Below are 16,472 nucleotides of genomic sequence, written 5' to 3' on the forward strand. Positions count from 1 at the left end.
GCGGGTGCCGGACGGCGAGGTCAGGACAGCTTCGCCCCGACGTGGATGGCGATCGCGTCGTGGGCGTTGACGGTGGCGGCGAACCAACCGTTGGCGTCCACGGTGATAACCGGGCCGCTGCACGAGCCGTTGCTGACGTCGCCGTGGATGACGTCGCAGTAGCGGCCCGCCGGCAGGCCCGTGTAGTAGGAGCGGCCGCTGATCGCGGCGTCCTCGTCGTTGATGGTCAGGTAGCCCCTGCCGGCCCGGCTGAACGCGATGTGCTGCCAGCCGTTGTCGTACCAGTTGGCGACGGCGGCGCCCTGGGTGGCGTTGGCGAAGCCGACCATGTTGGCGATCACCCGCCAGCGGTGCTCGCACTCCCAGCCCGAGTAACAGGTGGTGTTCGACGTCCTGTTGCCGGCGTCCGAGGGCGGGCCCTGGTCCTTGTTGCTGAACGTGTAGCTCGACATCACCGCCGGGGTGCCGTACCGCCAGGCGAGCATGAAGGCGTTCGCGAGGGCGTACTCGCCGCGGTCGCGGTAGGTCAGCACGCCGCCGTCGCGCTGGGTGTCGTGGTTGTCGGTGAAGACCACCGCGGAGCCGCCGGGCAGGTAGCCCCAGGACTCGCCGAAGTTCCTCAGGTACGCCAGCCGCTCGCTGTTGAACATCCGGGCCAGGTCCTTGCCGTACCGGAACTCGTGCACGTCGCCGTTGCCGGTGTACTCGGTCGGCTGGATCGGTTCGCCGGCGCCGTAGATGACCTCCTGCACCAGGTACGCCGAGCGGGACAGCTTCCCCCTGATCGCGGCGATGTCCGCGGCCGGCATGTGCTTGCTGGCGTCCAGCCGGAAGCCGTCGACCCCGAGCGAGAGCAGGTCGTTGAGGTACGCGGCCAGCCGGGTGCGCACGTAGTCCGACTCGGTCTTCAGGTCGGCGAGGTTGACCAGCTCGCAGTTCTGCACCTCGTACCGGTCGCCGTAGTTGGCGATGTCGTTGGTGCCGTTGCGGCCGCAGTAGTGGAAATCCTGGCTGGAGTAGGTGCCGGGGTAGTCGTAGTGGCCGAAGCCGCTGCCGGCCCAGCCGGTGCCGCCGTTGTCCTGACCGGACATGTGGTTGACCACGGCGTCGACGATGACCTTCACGCCGGCGTTGTGGCAGGTGTTCACCATGGCCTGGAACTGGGCGCGGGTGCCCTTGCGGGACTCGATGCGGTAGCTGACCGGCTGGTAGGCCACCCACCACTGGTTGCCCCGGACGTGCTCCTGCGGTGGGGAGACCTGGACGTAGCCGTAGCCCTTCGGGCCGAGGGTGCTGGTGCACTCGCTGGCCACCGAGGTCCAGTTCCACTCGAAGAGCTGGACGATGACCTTCTTGCTGCCGGGGGTGGCCGCGGCGGCCGGGGGAGCCGCCACGGTGGTGGGGACGAGCAGGCTGGCGGCCAGGCCCAGGGTGAGGGCAGCCGCGCGGCATCGACGTCGATGCATCGGGACTCCTGAGGGGGTGTGCGGCGCGGGGGAGATTTCGGTGCCGGCCCGTTGCAAGCGGGCTTGAAATTTTCGGCAAGGTTACAAGCGTGTTGCAAGAAATGTCAACGCATGGACATACGTCGTTGCGTCAGGCGCTACACGCGCGCCGGGGCGGGACGGTTCGACGGACCGGCCGAGAAATTCGCCACCGGAGGTGATCCGCCCGTGCCGTCCGTCCGTACTGGAGAGGGGAGCAGGGTCGGCCGGTGGGGCGCCGCCGCGAGACGATCGAGGAGCAGATGGCCCGGGCACAGCAGAACGAGAAGGCGACGACCGTCCGGACCGCCACCACCAGCCGTGGTGCCCGGACCATGTCGAGATCCGCGATGGTGGCGCTCACCGCGTCCGCGCTCGCCGTCGCGTGGGCCGGCCTCGAACTGGCCGGCGCCGGCGGCGTCATGTACTCGTACGGGTTCTTCTTCACCGAGTTCTTCGCCGGGGTGGTCGCCCTGGTCTCGCTCAGCCTCACCGTGATGCTGGGCCTGCTCGCCACCGACCGCCTGGTGCTGCTCATCCGGCACCGGGTGCTGCTCCAGTCGGCGCACCGGGCCACCGGCATCCTCGGTGTGGCCGGGCTGGTCTGCCACGTGATCACCAAGGTCGCGATCGGCCGGGCCGGGCCCACCGACGCGCTGGTCCCGTTCGTCGCCGGCCGGGGCCTCTACGTCGGGCTGGGCACCGTGGCCGCGCTCATGATGGTCGGCGTGCTCTGGACCGGTATCGTCCGGGTCCGGTTCGCCGGTGTGGGTCCCAGGTGGATGTGGCGCGCGCTGCACTCCATGGCGTACGTGTCCTGGCCGTTCGCGCTGCTGCACGGGCTCAACGCCGGCCGGGCGGCGAAGACCTGGGTGGTGCTGAGCTACCTGGGCTGCGTGCTGCTCGTGGTGATGGCGCTGCTGGTCCGCCTCTCCGTCCACCTCGGCAAGCGCAGCCGGGAGCAGCACCAGGCCGCCGCGCTGAACCAGGCCATGGCCGGCAAGGGGGAGGAGCGTACCGGCCTGCTCGCCGGGCTGACCCGGCGCCGGGGCGCCGGCAAGGAGGAGAGCCGGTCCAGCCGGGGCCGCGAGGGCGGCTGGGCCGAGGCCACCGCCACCTGGACCGCGCCGGCCGGCACCGCCCGGCGCCGCGACCCCGAGCGGTTCGCCGTACCCGTGGTGCCGGAACCCGGGACGCTGCGCGAGCCGGTCCGCGTGGGGGCCAGCCGGCGGCGCGCCGAGGCGCCCGTCTCCCCGGCCCGCCGCCGGGACGCGGAGCCCGCGCCGGCCGCCCGGCGCCGCGAGGAGCGCGAGCCGGTCGTCCGCCGCGAGGAACGCGAGCCGGTGGCGCGGCGGGAGGAGCGCGAGCCGGTGGCCCGGCGCCGCGACGACGAGCGGACCGGACGCCGCTACCGGGACGAGGAGGAGCGGAGCGCCCCTCGGTCCCGCGTCGACGCCGACGCCCGCTACTCGGCACCGCCGGAGAGCGGGGGCCGCCACTCGGCCCCGCCGGACACCGGCAGCCGCTACTCCACCCCACCCGACGCCGCCCGCTACTCGGCTCCGCCCCGCCGCGCCGACGAGCCGGAGGAGCCGTGGGACAGCCCGCGCCGCTGGGGTGGCCAGCCGGTCTCCGGCGAGCCGATCTCGGCCGGCCCGATCTCGTCGGCGCCGCGCAGCGACAGCGGCCGGCACAGCGTCGAGGAGGACCTGCCGGAGGAGCCGGACTACTGGCGCCCGCCGGCCCGCTACGCCCCCGACGACGCCTTCGTCGACGACACCCCGACCCTGGTCGACCTCGCCTCCCGGCGGGCCCGGAAGGCGTCCGGCGAGAGCCGGTCGAGCCGGCGCAAGCGGGCCAACGCGGACGCGGTGGACGGCGCGTACTGGGCCGGGCTGCGGGGTGAGGCCAAGTGATGATGCGCACGACCGTGCCGCCGGTGGCCTGCGTCGGCGAGCCCCGGCTCACCGCCGGCTTCGCCGAGTTCGGCCGGCTCGACCTGCTCGCCCACGAGGAGGTGCACGGCCCGATCGGGCCCGTGGAGCCGGCCGCCCTGCTCCGGCTGGCCGAGGCCATCGACCTCAAGGGCAAGGGCGGGGCCGGCTTCCCGTTCGCCCGCAAGCTGCGCGCGGTGCTGGAGTCCTGCGAGCGGCAGGACCTCGCCGCCGTGGTGGTGGTCAACGCCACCGAGGGAGAGCCGGCGAGCTGGAAGGACAAGGTGCTGCTCACCCGCGCCCCGCACCTCATCCTGGACGGCGCCGCGCTGGCCGCGTACGCGCTGGACGCCGAGGAGATCGTGATCGGGGTGGCCGACGACGAGGTGGGCCGGCCCTCGCTCACCGAGGCGTTGCAGGAGCGCCGGATGCCGGTGCCGACCACCATCGTCACCGTGCCGCACCGGTTCATCTCCGGCGAGGGCGGCGCCCTGGTCAACGGGATCAACGGGCTGCCGCACATCCCGCCGGGCACCAAGAAGCGGTCCAGCGACTCGGGGGTGAACGGCCTGCCCACCCTGCTCTCCAACGCCGAGACGTACGCCCAGCTCGCGGTCGCCGCCCGGATCGGCCCGTACGAGTACGCCGCGCTCGGCACCGACGACGAGCCGGGCACCGTGCTGCTCACCGTCACCGGGGCGGCGAAGCGGCCGGCGGTGGTGGAGTGCGCGGCGGGCACCCCGCTGCGGGAGATCCTGGAGCTCTGCGAGGTGCCCGACGGGCCGGGCATCCTCATGGGCGGCTACCACGGCAAGTGGATCACCCCGGAGGCGGCGGACCGGGCGGAGGTCTCCCGCACGGGGCTCGCCGCGGTCGGCGGCACCCTGGGCGCCGGCATCATCGTGCCGCTGGCCCGGGACACCTGCCCGCTCGGCGAGGCCGCCCAGGTGGTCCGCTACCTGGCCGGCGAGTCCGCCGGGCAGTGCGGCCCGTGCAAGATGGGCCTGCCCGACCTGGCCCGCGCCGTCGACCTGGCCGTCTCGGGCAGCGCCCCGATCGAGGTGGTCCGCGCGGCGGCCGGCGACGTGAAGGGGCGCGGCGCGTGCAGCCACCCCGACGGCACGGCCCGGTTCGCGCTCTCCGCCATGGAGGTGTTCGCCGAGGACCTGCGGCTGCACGCCACCGGCGAGGGCTGCGGCAAGCGGGTCAAGGGCGTCATGGGGCTGCCCGGCGCGCCCGACGCCAACCCCCGCAAGCTCACCCTCGACTGGTCCCGCTGCGACGGGCACGGCCTCTGCGCCCACGTGGTGCCGGACTTCATCCGGCTCGACGGCAACGGTTACCCCGCCTTCCCCGCCACCCCGGTGCCGACCTGGCTGCGGGAGGGCGCGCTCAAGGCCGTCAAGGTCTGTCCCGAACTCGCGCTCCGGCTGGTCAAGGCCGAGTAGCCCAACCGGAGGAGACGCGGATGCGCCCACGTACCGCCCGCCGACTGGTCACCGCCGCCGTGCTGGCCGCCACCCTGCCCGGCGCCGCGTCCTGCGCGGTCGGGCCGGAGCGGACCATCCCGGTCGGCGCGGTGGCCCCCGCGCCGGCCGGGTCCGCGTCGCCGGCCGCCCCGGTGGTCCCGGCCCAGGTGCCGGAGACGCTGTCGTTCACCGCGAAGACCCTCGACGGTACGGCGTTCTCCGCCGCCGCCCTGGCCGGGAAGCCGGTGGTGCTCTGGTTCTGGGCGCCCTGGTGCGCCACCTGCGCCAGCCAGGCGTGGACGGTCGCCGAGATCGCCCCGAAGTACCGGGACACCGTGCCGATCGTCGGCGTCGCCGGGCTGGGCGAGCAGAAGGCCATGAAGGAGTTCGTCAGCGAGTTCGAGCTGGCCGGCACCCCGCAGCTCGACGACCGGTCCGGTGCGCTGTGGCGCCGGTTCGAGGTGGTCGAGCAGAGCACCTTCGTGATCGTGGACCGCGACGGCCGGGTCGTCCACCAGGGCTTCCTGGACGGCGAGTCACTCACCCGGCAGGTCGACGCGCTGGCCCGGGGATGACCGGCGGGCTGCTGCTCGCGCTGACTGCGGGCATGCTCGCCGCGGTCAACCCGTGCGGCTTCGCCATGCTGCCCGCGTACCTGTCGCTGCTGGTCGCCGGCCCCGCCGACGGGCGCGGCGCGGTCGGCCGCGCGCTCACCGCCACGGCCGGGCTGACCCTCGGGTACGCGCTGGTCTTCGGCGCCTTCGGCCTGGCCGTCGCGCCCCTCGCCGACTGGCTGCGCCCCCGGCTGCCCTGGCTGACCGTGACCCTCGGCGTGCTGCTGGCGCTCGCCGGCTGCTGGCTGCTCGCCGGCCGGCGGCTGCCCGCCCCCCGCCCGTTCGCCCGGGCGCCCCGGCTCACCCGCACCTGGCCGGCCATGGTCCTGTTCGGGGCGGCGTACGCGCTGACCTCGCTGACCTGCTCCATCGCGCCGTTCCTGGCGATCGTGGTGACCAGCCTGCGGGCCGGCTCGCCGCTGCGCGGGCTGGCGCTCTTCGGCGCGTACGCGATCGGGATGGGCCTGGTGGTCGGCGTGGCCGCGCTCGGCGTGGCGCTGCTGCGCGGCCGGCTGGTGGCCGGGCTGCGTGGCGCGGGCGCGTGGGTGCCCCGCCTCAGCGGCCTGATACTTCTGGTCGCGGGCGGCTACGTCGCCTGGTACGGCTGGTACGAGGTGCGTCTCGCCCGGGGCCGCCACGACGCCTTCGGCGATCCGGTCGTGCTGGCCGCCGCCCGCGTGCAGCAGGCCCTGGTCCGCGCCGTGGACACGGCCGGCCCGGCCCTTCTCGCGGCCGTGCTGGTGCTGCTGCTGGCGGCCGGCCTGCGGTGGCGACGCCGGCGGGGCCCGGACGAGCCGGCCCCCGCCGCGCGTCAGGCGGTCAGCGGACCGGGGTGAGCAGGTCCGTGCCGAGCTTGTCGCGGAGCACCTCCGGCACCACGACCGAGCCGTCGGGCTGCTGGAACTGCTCCAGGATGGCCGGGAAGAGCCGGCTGGTGGCCAGCGCCGACCCGTTGAGGGTGTGCACGAAGCGGGTCTGCTTGCCGCCCGGCTCCCGGTAGCGGATGGCCGCCCGGCGGGCCTGGTAGTCGCCGCCCCAGGAGACCGACGACACCTCCTTGTACTTGCCGGTGCTCGGCATCCAGACCTCGACGTCGAGGGTCTTCTTCATGGCGGCGCTGGAGTCGCCCGCCGCGAGCAGGCTGGTCTGGAAGTGCAGGCCCAGCTTCTCGACCAGACCCTCCACGTGGCCGACCATGGCCTCCAGCGCGGTGCTCGCCTGCTCCGGCAGGGTGAACTGGAAGATCTCCACCTTGTTGAACTGGTGGCCGCGCACCGTGCCGCGCTCGTCGGAGTGCGAACCGGCCGCCTCGCGCCGGTAGCACGGCGTGTAGGCGAACGCCTTCAGCGGCAGCTTCGCGGTCTCCAGGATCTCGTCCTGGAACGCGCCGAGGATCGCCGTCTCCGCGGTGGGCAGCAGGAACTGGCCGCGCGGGGCGGACTGCTTGTCCAGGTGGTAGACGTCGTCGTAGAACTTCGGGAACTGTCCGGCCGCGAAGCCGGCGCTGTCCAGCAGCAGGTGCGGCGGGAGCAGGAACTCGTAGCCGGCCTGGATGTTCTGCTCGATCAGCCAGTTGACCAGCGCCCACTCCAGCCGGGCGCCGAGGCCCGTGTACATCCAGAAACCGGAGCCGCCGAGCTTCACCCCGCGCTCGTGGTCGACCAGACCGAGCGCCCGGCTCAGCTCCACGTGGTCCCGGACCTTCTCGACGGCCGGCGGCTCGCCGAAGGTGCGGACCACCCGGTTGGACTCCTTGCCACCGGCGATCACGTCGTCGGCGGGCAGGTTGGGCAGCTCGCTCATGGTGGTGCGCAGCCGGGACTGCACCTCGTCCAGCTGGGACTCCAGCTCGGCGAGCTGCTTGCGCTCGGCCTCCGGCGCGACCGGCTCCGGCGTGAGGCCGGACCGCTTCGCCTCGGCGTACGCCCGCGCCTCGGCCTTGCGCCGCTGCCGCTCGGCGTCGATCTCCGTGATGAGGGCGCGGCGTTCCTGGTCGAGCCGCTGGATGTCGTCCAGCGCCCGGTTGACCTCGGCGGGATCCAGACGCTTCGCCAGCGCGGTCGCCACCGCCTCGCGATCCTTCCGGATCAACTCCATGTCGAGCATGCTGCTCCGTACGCCTCCGTCCAGGCAGTCAGGTAGGACCCCCAGATGCTACCGTCGCGGCCCGTCGCGCCCGGGCCGGGCGGCGGATGCCCGTCCCGACGGGTCGCGCTACGTGCCGACGGGCGGAGCCGGGCGGCCGGTGAGGAACGCCGTGGTGTGCGCGAAGATCAGCTCGGCGTCGTAGTCCAGGGTCGCCACGTGCCCGCTCCGGGCGAGCGGCACCTCCACCAGATCCGCCGAGCGCACCCCGCGCCGGATCACCTCCACCGACCGCAGGCCGGCCGGCCCGTCCGCCAGCGAACGGAACACCCGGACCGGCTGCGTGACCGCCGGAAGCCGCGGCCGCACGTCCGCCCAGAGCCGGGTCATCTGCTGCACCGCGGCGAGGGGGATGCGCCGGTAACCCGCGTACCGCGCCGACGGGTCCCGCACCTGCGGCCGCTCGTTGGCGATGCTGGGCACCACGTGCCGGAGCACCGGCAGCAACGGCAGCAGGGGATTCTTCATCGTGATCGACGGATTGACCAGGACGACGTGACTGACGGCGGGATGCGTGGCCGCCAGCCGGAGCGCCAACGCCCCGCCCATGGAGAGACCGACGACGGCCACCGGGCCGGCCCCCGCCACGTCGTCGACGGCGGTGTGCGCGTCGTCGCACCAGTCCCGCCAGCTCACCGCCCGCAGATCCGACCACCGGGTGTCGTGGCCCCGGAGCACCGGCACGGCCACCCGGCCCACATGCGGCGCCAGAGCCCCGGCGAAGGGGTGCATGCTCGACGGGGAGCCGGCGAACCCGTGCAGCAGCACGGCCCCGCCGGCCACCGGCGCCGTCACGCCCACCCCGGTGCGAGCCCGGTCGTGGCGCCCGCCCGGGCCTGCACCTCGGCCACCTCGCGCAGGATCCGCCGCTCGCTGCCGTACGGGCCGCCGACCATCGCGCCGACGGGCAGCCCGTCGACCACGCTGACCGGCACGCTGACCGCCGGCATCCCGGCGATGTTGTACATCGGCGTGAACGGCATGAACCGCGTCATGGCCTGGAAGTTCTCCTCCTCGTCGCGGGCCCGGCGGAACGCCCCGCGGGCCTGCGGTGGCCGGCCGAGCGTCGGCGTGACCAGCAGGTCCACCGTGCCGAAGACCATGTCCTCCAGCATCCGGGCCACGCCGCGGAACAGGGTCAGGCACTCGTGCAGGCGCGTGCCGGTCACCATCCGCCCCTGCTCCCGCAGCCAGCGGGTGAACGGGGTGAGGTTGTCCTCGTCGTCGACCTCGAAGGAGGTGGCGACCACCGACCACACGTCCCGGAAGGCCGCGGCCACCGCCACGTCCTGGCCCAGGTCCACCCGGACCAGCTCGTGCCCCGACTCCTGCAGGCTCACGGCGAGCTTCTCCGCGGCGGCCGCGCACTCCTCGGCCACCACCAGGTCCGGAATCATCGGGTCGGTGGTCAACCCGATCCGGAGACGTCGCCCCGGGTCGGACCACGAGCGGGCGGCGGTCAGGTCCCCGGCCATGGCGCCGGTGACCACGTCCAGCAGGGCGGACGCGTCGAGCGCGTCCCGGGCCAGCACCCCCGGCACGGACAGGCCGGTGGGCGCCGGGTCCGAGGGCCCGTTGCTCACGGCGCCGTTGCTGGGGCGCACCCCCACGAGCCCGCAGCAGGAGGCCGGGATGCGCACCGAGCCGCCCGCGTCGGTGCCGAGGGCCAGCGGCGCCAGACCCGCGCTGACCGCCGCCGCCGAACCGCCGCTGGAGCCCCCGGGTGAGAAGCTGGACCGCCAGGGGTTCGCCGTGTCCCCGCCCACGAGATTCTCCGTGTAGCAGGGCAGGGCGAACTCGGGCAGGTGCGTCTTGCCCAGGACGGGCAGGTGCGCCCGCCGCAACCGGGCCACCACGTTGTCGTCGCCGACCGCCTCGTCGTCCCGCTCCGCCGAGCCCCACCCGGTGAGCACGTCCTCGACGTCGAGGTTGTCCTTCAGCGCGATCGGCACCCCGTGCAGGGCGCCGACGTCGCCCGGACCCACCGCGCGGAGCACCGCGTCGGCCTCCTCCGCCTGGCGGAGCGCGAGGTCCTCGGTGACCGTCACGAAGGCACCCAGCTCGGGGTCCAGCCGCCGGATCCGGTCCAGGTGGTGCGCGGTCACCTCGACCGACGTCACCGACCCGGACCGGATCAGCCGGGCGCACTCGGTCGCGGACAGCTCGTGCAGCGCCCTCACGAGACGACCTCCCCCGACCCGGCCTGGCGGCGACCGCGCCGATTCGCGGACAGCCGCGCCATCAGCCGTCGTTGCCAGGACTCGTCGTGGGCGCCGGCCAGCCCGTCCTCGATGGCATCGAGAGAACGCGCGAGGTCCTCCGGCACCAGGCTGGCGAACGGCACCGCCGGCACCGGCACCAGGTAGCTCGACCACATCAGCGACGTGCGCGGCAGCGTGGGCCTCGTGTCCGGGATGACCAGCGGATCGAACCCGATGAGCCGGAGGTGACGCAGGGCGCCGTTCTCGCGGCTGTCACCCACGAGCAGCGGTCGCCCCATCGCCAGCACCGACCGGCCCAACGCGAAGATGAGGTGCCAGGGCACCCGGTCCCGCGTCTGGCCGGCGGGCACGTCCCCGGCCCGCACGAACCGCTTGATCTCGAAGACCTGCTGCGTGGTGAGCCCCCGCTCGGCGAACGGGGCGAGCAGGTCCACCCCGTGCGCGGCCTCGACCGGGAAGCGGCTCCGCGCCGGGTCGTCCAGCCGTCGCGGCAGCACGTCCCGCGAGCCGAGCAGACCCACGTAGCCGAGGATCCGGCCGTCGGCGTCCAGGCACACCGTGTGGACGACCGTCGAGTCCGGTGGCTCCGCCAGCAACGCCGTCTCCCGCGCCGTTTGCGAACTCATCATCGACAGGTCGATGAACTCGGCCAGGCGGAACCCGAACACCGCCTGCAGGTGGCGTTCCTCCACGGCGTCGGAGCTGAACGCGACAGTGGTGAGCCCGTCGCCCAGCTGCTCGACCCGGCTGAGCGCCGCCGCGCCGACCGTCGTCGGAAGATCCGGATAGCGCAGGGAGCGGTGCAGGGCGACCAGCGCCCGCGCGTACGTGAGGTCCAGTGGCCCGTCCCGGTGCTGGTCGCCGGGGACCGCGGTGAGTTTAGAAGTCGTCATCGTCGTCGTCCCGGTAGAGGCAGTCGGTGATCGCCAACGCCAGCGCCTCGGGCGTGCCCTCGAAGATCCGGGTGCCGAACGAGTCGCGGAGGACCTTCTCCAGGCCGTAGGACCGCATGTAGCCGCGGGAGCCCATGAGCGCGACGGCCGTGCTGGCCGTCTCGATGGCCACCCGGTCGGCGAAGAGCTTCGCCATGGCCGGCTCCCGCTCGGGAGCGGGCAGCTGGGTGTCGACCTTGACGGCGGCACGCTGGTAGAGCAGCCGCGCGGCGTCCACGTTGACGGCCATGTCGGCCAGGCGGCGCGCGGTCATCTGGTGGTCGCGCAGCAGCTTGCCGCCCTGCACGCGCTCACCGGCCCAGTGCACCGCCATGTCGAGGGCATGCCGGGCGATGCCCGTGGAGATCGCCGCGACGGAGGACCGGGCCATGTTCCCCTGCGCCACGTTGATGGCGGCGCCCTGGCACTCGCCGCCCACCACGTCGCGGGCCGGCACGTGGACGTCGTCGAACCAGAGCTCGCTGCCGAGGCAGTTGCGGTAGCCCATCTTGTCCAGCACGTCGCCGCGGCGTACCCCGGGCGCGTCGAGCGGCACGATGACGCAGGTCAGGCCGGTGGCGCCGGGGTGACCCTCAAGGTTGGCGTAGACGGCCGAGAAGGTCGCGACGGCGCCGTTGGTGATGAACCGCTTGTGACCGTTGAGCCGGTAGCCGTCCCCGTCGCGGCGCAGCGTCGTGCGCATCCGGGCGTCGGGGAAGTGCTGCGGGATGACCAGGTCGCTGCCCGCCTCCTCCTCGGCGACCGCGTTGCAGGCCAGGATCGCCCGGGGCCCGGCGAAGTCGGACAGGTAGCGCTGCTGCAGGTCGGGATCGCCGGTGAGCAGGACGGGGGTCTGACCGAGCATGGTGGCGCCGAAGGCCAGGGCGATGCCCGGATCGGCGGCGGCCAGCTCCTCCATGGCCATGGCCAGGCCCAGCACCCCGACCCCCAGCCCGCCCAACTCGCGGGGAAGCAGCGCGCGGGTCAGCCCGATGTCGTGCCCGGCCTGGATGACCTCCCAGTCGAACTCCTCGGCGGCCTGCTGGTCGAGTCGCACGGCGCGCGGCGCGAGAACTTCCTGGGCGAACTCGCGGACCCCGTCCACGAACCGCTGGACCGACCGGGGGATCTGGTCGAAGTTCAGGTCCGCCTCCGCGGCGGTCTCCGCCCGTACGGTGGTCGCCGTCACTTCGCGGCCCCGTCCACCAGGCCCTGCGCCGCGACGAGCTGCGGGTAGCGGTCGAAGGCGGGCTGCAGGATCGGCACCAGTTCGAGGACCTTGGCCACCTTGCCCTTGATGCGCACCTTGCCGAGGGCGACGGCCGCGGGCATCAGCAGGGTGCCCGACCACAGCCGGTGGGCGGTGTCGCAGCTCATCTTGATGGTCACGGAGGCGTCCTCCGGCGCGTCGTCGCCGAACCGGACCTGGTCCGGCGTGACGTGGATGACGCAGTCCGGCTTGGTGTGCACCAGACGGAGGGTCAGGTCGGCGTCACGCAGCCGCTCGGTGAACTCCTCGTCGGCGGCGAGAATCGTGAACAGCTCGCCGAAGACCGCGTAGGCGGTGGACGAGTCTGGGTAGACGGACATGGCGATTCCTCCCCTAGAAATCGATAGACTTCGATTCGCTTGCCCCGGAGGGGGCGATGCGCGGGCGCCCGGGCGGCTCAGCGGCGGCGACGGGCTCCGCGGGTCATGGCGAGCAGCAGGCCGGCCACCTCGACCGGTTGGCGGAGCCGATCCCACAGCCGCTCGCCGGACGGCATGGCGAGACGGTGGACGTCGACCGTCGCCGACGCGGGCACCGGCCGCCCGGTCACCAGGCGGACCGTGAGCGTCGCCGCCAGGACGCCGAACATGTCGGCCGCCTGCACCAGCTGCGGGAAGGTGAACTCCTCCCGATGCAGCCCGCGCCGGATGAGGCCGACCAGATCCCGCGGCACCTTACGAGCGGGCACCAGGCGGGCGAGCAGCTCCCACAGCGGCATCTCGTCGAGCTGCCGCCGGGTCACCGCACCGCCGAAGAGCCGCTGCTCCCGTCGGTAGTCGTAGACCCGGACATGTTGAGTGCCCGACATGTCCCATCCGGTCATCAACGGCAGGCCAAGGTCCCGGGCCCGCTCGTGCAGCAGGCCCTTCGCCGCGAGCCCCGAACGGGTGGTGACGTCCACGCCGTCGATGACCACGTCGACGCCGGCGAGCAGCGCGTCCACCGTCTCCTCGCTGACCCCGTCCGTGGCCACCTCGACCGCCACGTGCGGGTTGATCGCCCGGGCCCGGTCGGCCGCCACGGCCGCCTTGTTCCGGCCCAGGTCGTCGACCGTGGCGTTCTGCCGGTTGAGATTCGTCAGCTCGTAACTGCCCGGGTCGGCCAGCGCCAGGGACCGGAAGCCGAGTCGTACCAGCGGTTCCACGGCGGCGCCACCGATCGACCCGCAGCCGGCCACGAGGATCCGGGCGGCGGAGATCCGGGCCTGGTCCTCCGCGGCCACGACACCTCGGTTGCGGTCGACGAAGATGCGCTGGAACTCGTCGGGCGGCAGTGCCCGCGCCGCCTGCGGCGAGCTGACGTCCTGGTCGATCAGTGTCCCGGTCATCGCGTCTCCCCGGTCAGCGCGGAGTCCATCGGCAGGTCCTGCGCCGCCGGCCGCGGCGTGAGCCGCGAGGGAACCCAGACGAGCACCAGCAGCGCGCCGACGAGCAGCACCCCGATGCCCACCCCCAGGGTCACGTGCATCGCGCCCACGAAGGCGTCCCGTGCGCGGTCCGCCAGCGCGAGCGTCTCGGGGCCGGCCGCACCCGCCGGGGGCCGGCCGCCGAGGGCGAACAGCGTCGCCCCGAGGGAATCCCCGGCCCGCTCGCGTTGCCCGGGCGGCAGCGCGTCGAGCACCGTGGCGGCGCGGTCGCGGTAGGCCATCGACAGCACCGAGCCCATCACGGCGACACCGAGCGCGGCGCCGACCTGCCGGACGGTGTTGTTCACCGCGCCGCCGACTCCCGCCTTCTGGGTGGGCACGGCGGACATCGCCAGCGTGGTCGTGGCGCCCATGACGAAGCCCATGCCGAGGCCGGCCACCAGGAGGCTGGCCTCCAGGCGCCACAGCGGCGAGGTGGCGGTGGCGAGGAGCAGGCCGGCGAACGACACGGCCAGCAGCACCAGGCCCCCGCTCACGGTGAGCCGGAAGCCGTAGCGCCGCACCATCCCCGCGCTGGTGACGGCCGACAGCACGCTGCCCACCGCGACCGGCAGCAGGATCAGACCCAGCTCCAGCGGAGTGTGGCCGAGCACCAGCTGCACGTAGAAGACCAGCAGGAACGTCCCGCCGGTGAGGGCGAAGAACGCGAGCGACACGGCCGTGGTGCCGCCCGCGAACGGCGCGCTGCGGAACAGGCTCACGTCGAGCACCGGGTGCGCGGTGCGCCGTTCCACCAGGATCAGCACGGCCGTCAGCACGACACCGAGCGCCACCATCCCGGCGGAGGCCGGCGCGAACCAGTCGTTGTCCTCGCCGGCCCGGATCACCCCGTAGACGATGGCCGCGATCGCGGCGGTGGACAGCAGCAGACCCGGCAGATCGAGGTGGAACCGGGCGGTGGACCGGGATTCCCGGGCCACGACGAACAGCAGCGCCAGACAGGCGGCCGCCACCGGCACGTTGATCAGGAAGACCGAGCCCCACCAGAACCGCTCCAGCAGGGCGCCGCCGAGGATGGGGCCGAACGCCACGGACAGCCCGCCGAGCGCCGCCCAGATCCCCATGGCCTTGCCGTGCTCCTCCTCGGGCACCGCGTGTTTGATGATGGCCAGGGTGGCCGGCGGCACCACCGCGCCGCCGATGCCCATCACGGCACGCCACAGGACCAGGGCGTCCGGGCTGTCGGCGAAGGCCGAGAACGCCGAGGCGACGGCGAACACGGCGAGGCCGACGGCGAGGGTGCGCCGCCGCCCCCACCGGTCGGCGATCACGCCGGCGGTGAACATCAGCGAGGCGTAGACCAGAATGTAGGAGTCGACCGCCCACTGGAGCTGGGAGTTGTCGGCCCGCAGGTCCCGTTGGATGGCCTGCAGTGCCACGTTGAGGATGGTGTTGTCCATCATCACCATGAGGAAGCAGGCGCCGACGACCACGAGCAGCAGGCCCTGACGTTCCGATCTCGTCGTCATTGTGATGTGTTCCTTGTCTAGTCGTTGCTGTAGGCGGGGCGCCGGTCGACGCGCGACAGATCGGTCCCGGACTTGAAGATCCGCCGGTGCACGTGCGAGCGCGGCATCCGATCCGCGGTCGACCGGCGGAGGTCGGGCACGGCGAAGGAGCGGCGCAGCCACCGGTCCTGGCCGTCGTGCCGGGCGGCGAAGCCGGTGCGACCGTGCACCGCCTTGTCGTTGTCGACGATGAGCAGGTCCCCGGCCTCGAGGACGTGGCCGACCAGGTTGGTCAGCATCGCCCGGCGCAGGCTGGCCAGCGCTCGCCGGCCATCCGGGTCCTCGGTGGTCATCGCGTGGAAGTCGACGCACAGCTCCGGATCGAATGGCGACCCGCTGAGCACCGGGACCGGCCCGGCGTAGACGTCCTCCCGATCGCCCACGAAGGAGCTGGCCAGCCGGATCCGGTAGATCGGCTGGGTGAGCACCTCCCGGGTCCCGCCGTCCAACCCGGCGAGCGCGCGGCGGATGCCGCTGGCCAGCGTGAGCGCCGCCCGCTCGTGGTCCGGCCGGAGGGCGAGCAGGCTGATGAAGCGTGGCCGCTGCGGGTGGAAACCGTCCTCGGTGTGCAGCTCCAGGAAGCAGCTGCCGGTGTTCTCCTGCCGCTTCTCGGCGCCGAGCACGGGCGCGACGTCCTGGATGATCCGGCCCGCCTTCTCGTCGGCGTACGAGATCACGTCGCCGAGGATGTTCATGACCGCCAGCTGGGTCATCGTCGCGACCTCGAGCCGTTGCCAGTCACCGTCGTAGTTGCCCTGCTCGGGCGTGGGCGGCAGCACGTCGTCGATCGGCACGTTGCGCAGCAGCAGCATCCCGTCCGGGTTGCTGCGGTAGCGGAACTGGGTGAGGGCGCGCACCAGCGTTTCCGGTCCCTCGCGCAGCATCCGCAACTTGCAGTCGACCATCAGGTCGTCGTCGTCCAGGTGCAGACCTGAGGGCCGGCTCGCATGCCGGGCGGCGATCCCCCGCGCCACCGTCCGCAGGCACTCGCGGTCGTCGTCGGCCAGCACGAAAGCCGCGCGCCCCGCCCGCCTGACGGGCCACGAGCGGCCCTCGTCGTCCGTCACCATGGCGACCTTGTCCATCGACACAGGTCCTCCCCCGTCTCAGTCAACTGATCACGCTCAGGATCCTGATCGCGAATCACACTACATCAATTGCTCGGGAAGGACGGGGAAAAGCAATGTCAGGTCGTCGACATCTCGGCGGTGAATGATTGAACGAAGCACACATATGCGGTGGAGCAACGCTCCTGGCGATATTGCGAGCGCGTTTCCAGCCGCTGGGACGACTGACGAGTCAAATTTCCCAGCCGGCGTCATCTCCTGGCCGCCACCCCGGCCGGAGGCCGGAAGGAGGGGAAGGATCGGCAGGTCGGCAGGCTGGGGCGAACGGCGGCAGCCGGTGCGATGGGGGGAGCCGGCCGCTGTTCCGCGCCGTCGAATCAGTCAACGATGTTGCGTGAATG

Annotated in this window: 14 protein-coding genes; 4 read left to right on the plus strand and 10 right to left on the minus strand. The window is 73.1% G+C overall.

From position 1 onward, the window contains the following. Positions 1–20 precede the first annotated feature (20 nt). Positions 21–1,466, minus strand: a complete 1,446-nt coding sequence (locus NFX44_RS04280) for an alpha-amylase family protein (RefSeq protein WP_262282172.1) — start codon at positions 1,464–1,466, stop codon at positions 21–23. A 248-nt stretch (positions 1,467–1,714) separates the two neighbouring features. On the opposite strand from NFX44_RS04280, the gene NFX44_RS04285 reads away from it, so the two are divergent. The 4 genes from NFX44_RS04285 to NFX44_RS04300 are packed head-to-tail and all read left to right on the plus strand — an operon-like array spanning position 1,715 to position 6,337. Then, on the plus strand, positions 1,715–3,400 hold the full coding sequence (locus tag NFX44_RS04285; protein ID WP_262282173.1) for a hypothetical protein: 1,686 nt from the start codon (positions 1,715–1,717) through the stop codon (positions 3,398–3,400). Next, positions 3,400–4,866, plus strand: coding sequence for an NADH-quinone oxidoreductase subunit NuoF family protein (locus tag NFX44_RS04290; RefSeq protein WP_262282174.1), 1,467 nt, complete (start codon positions 3,400–3,402; stop codon positions 4,864–4,866). Before NFX44_RS04285 ends, NFX44_RS04290 begins: the two co-directional genes overlap by 1 nt. 20 nt (positions 4,867–4,886) lie before the next feature. Beyond that, the gene (locus NFX44_RS04295) at positions 4,887–5,462 is read left to right on the plus strand and encodes a redoxin domain-containing protein (protein WP_262282175.1); all 576 of its coding nucleotides are present in this window, start codon (positions 4,887–4,889) and stop codon (positions 5,460–5,462) included. Beyond that, a complete protein-coding gene (locus NFX44_RS04300) occupies positions 5,459–6,337 on the plus strand; it encodes a cytochrome c biogenesis CcdA family protein (RefSeq protein WP_262282176.1) in 879 nt (292 codons plus the stop codon). Before NFX44_RS04295 ends, NFX44_RS04300 begins: the two co-directional genes overlap by 4 nt. On the opposite strand, the gene serS is transcribed toward NFX44_RS04300, so the two are convergent. From serS to NFX44_RS04345, 9 genes are all read right to left on the minus strand, one after another. Next, complete coding sequence (serS, locus tag NFX44_RS04305; protein ID WP_262282177.1) at positions 6,321–7,607, minus strand: serine--tRNA ligase; 1,287 nt, start codon at positions 7,605–7,607, stop codon at positions 6,321–6,323. The genes NFX44_RS04300 and serS overlap by 17 nt on opposite strands. A 108-nt stretch (positions 7,608–7,715) precedes the next feature. Continuing rightward, positions 7,716–8,441 carry a carboxylesterase gene (locus tag NFX44_RS04310; RefSeq protein ID WP_262282178.1) on the minus strand — a complete coding sequence of 242 codons (726 nt, stop codon included), beginning with the start codon at positions 8,439–8,441 and terminating at the stop codon, positions 7,716–7,718. Further along, complete coding sequence (locus NFX44_RS04315; RefSeq protein ID WP_315974563.1) at positions 8,438–9,826, minus strand: amidase; 1,389 nt, start codon at positions 9,824–9,826, stop codon at positions 8,438–8,440. Before NFX44_RS04315 ends, NFX44_RS04310 begins: the two co-directional genes overlap by 4 nt. Then, the gene (locus NFX44_RS04320; RefSeq protein WP_262282179.1) at positions 9,823–10,761 is read right to left on the minus strand and encodes a hypothetical protein; all 939 of its coding nucleotides are present in this window, start codon (positions 10,759–10,761) and stop codon (positions 9,823–9,825) included. The genes NFX44_RS04315 and NFX44_RS04320 overlap by 4 nt, the downstream gene beginning before the upstream one ends. Beyond that, positions 10,748–11,989 (minus strand): acyl-CoA dehydrogenase family protein, encoded by a 1,242-nt coding sequence (locus NFX44_RS04325; protein ID WP_262282180.1) that lies wholly within the window; start codon positions 11,987–11,989, stop codon positions 10,748–10,750. The genes NFX44_RS04320 and NFX44_RS04325 overlap by 14 nt, the downstream gene beginning before the upstream one ends. Further along, on the minus strand, positions 11,986–12,390 hold the full coding sequence (locus NFX44_RS04330; RefSeq protein ID WP_262282181.1) for an SCP2 sterol-binding domain-containing protein: 405 nt from the start codon (positions 12,388–12,390) through the stop codon (positions 11,986–11,988). The genes NFX44_RS04325 and NFX44_RS04330 overlap by 4 nt, the downstream gene beginning before the upstream one ends. Positions 12,391–12,467: 77 nt before the next feature. After that, entirely contained in the window at positions 12,468–13,397 is a 930-nt protein-coding gene (locus NFX44_RS04335; RefSeq protein ID WP_262282182.1) for a ThiF family adenylyltransferase, read from the minus strand. Further along, positions 13,394–14,965 (minus strand): MFS transporter, encoded by a 1,572-nt coding sequence (locus NFX44_RS04340; protein WP_262282183.1) that lies wholly within the window; start codon positions 14,963–14,965, stop codon positions 13,394–13,396. Before NFX44_RS04340 ends, NFX44_RS04335 begins: the two co-directional genes overlap by 4 nt. 17 nt (positions 14,966–14,982) lie before the next feature. Next, positions 14,983–16,089, minus strand: a complete 1,107-nt coding sequence (locus tag NFX44_RS04345; RefSeq protein ID WP_262282578.1) for a TauD/TfdA family dioxygenase — start codon at positions 16,087–16,089, stop codon at positions 14,983–14,985. Positions 16,090–16,472 lie beyond the last annotated feature (383 nt).

The sequence above is a fragment of the Micromonospora sp. MA102 genome, from assembly GCF_025460765.1.
Lineage (GTDB): Bacteria > Actinomycetota > Actinomycetes > Mycobacteriales > Micromonosporaceae > Micromonospora > Micromonospora halotolerans.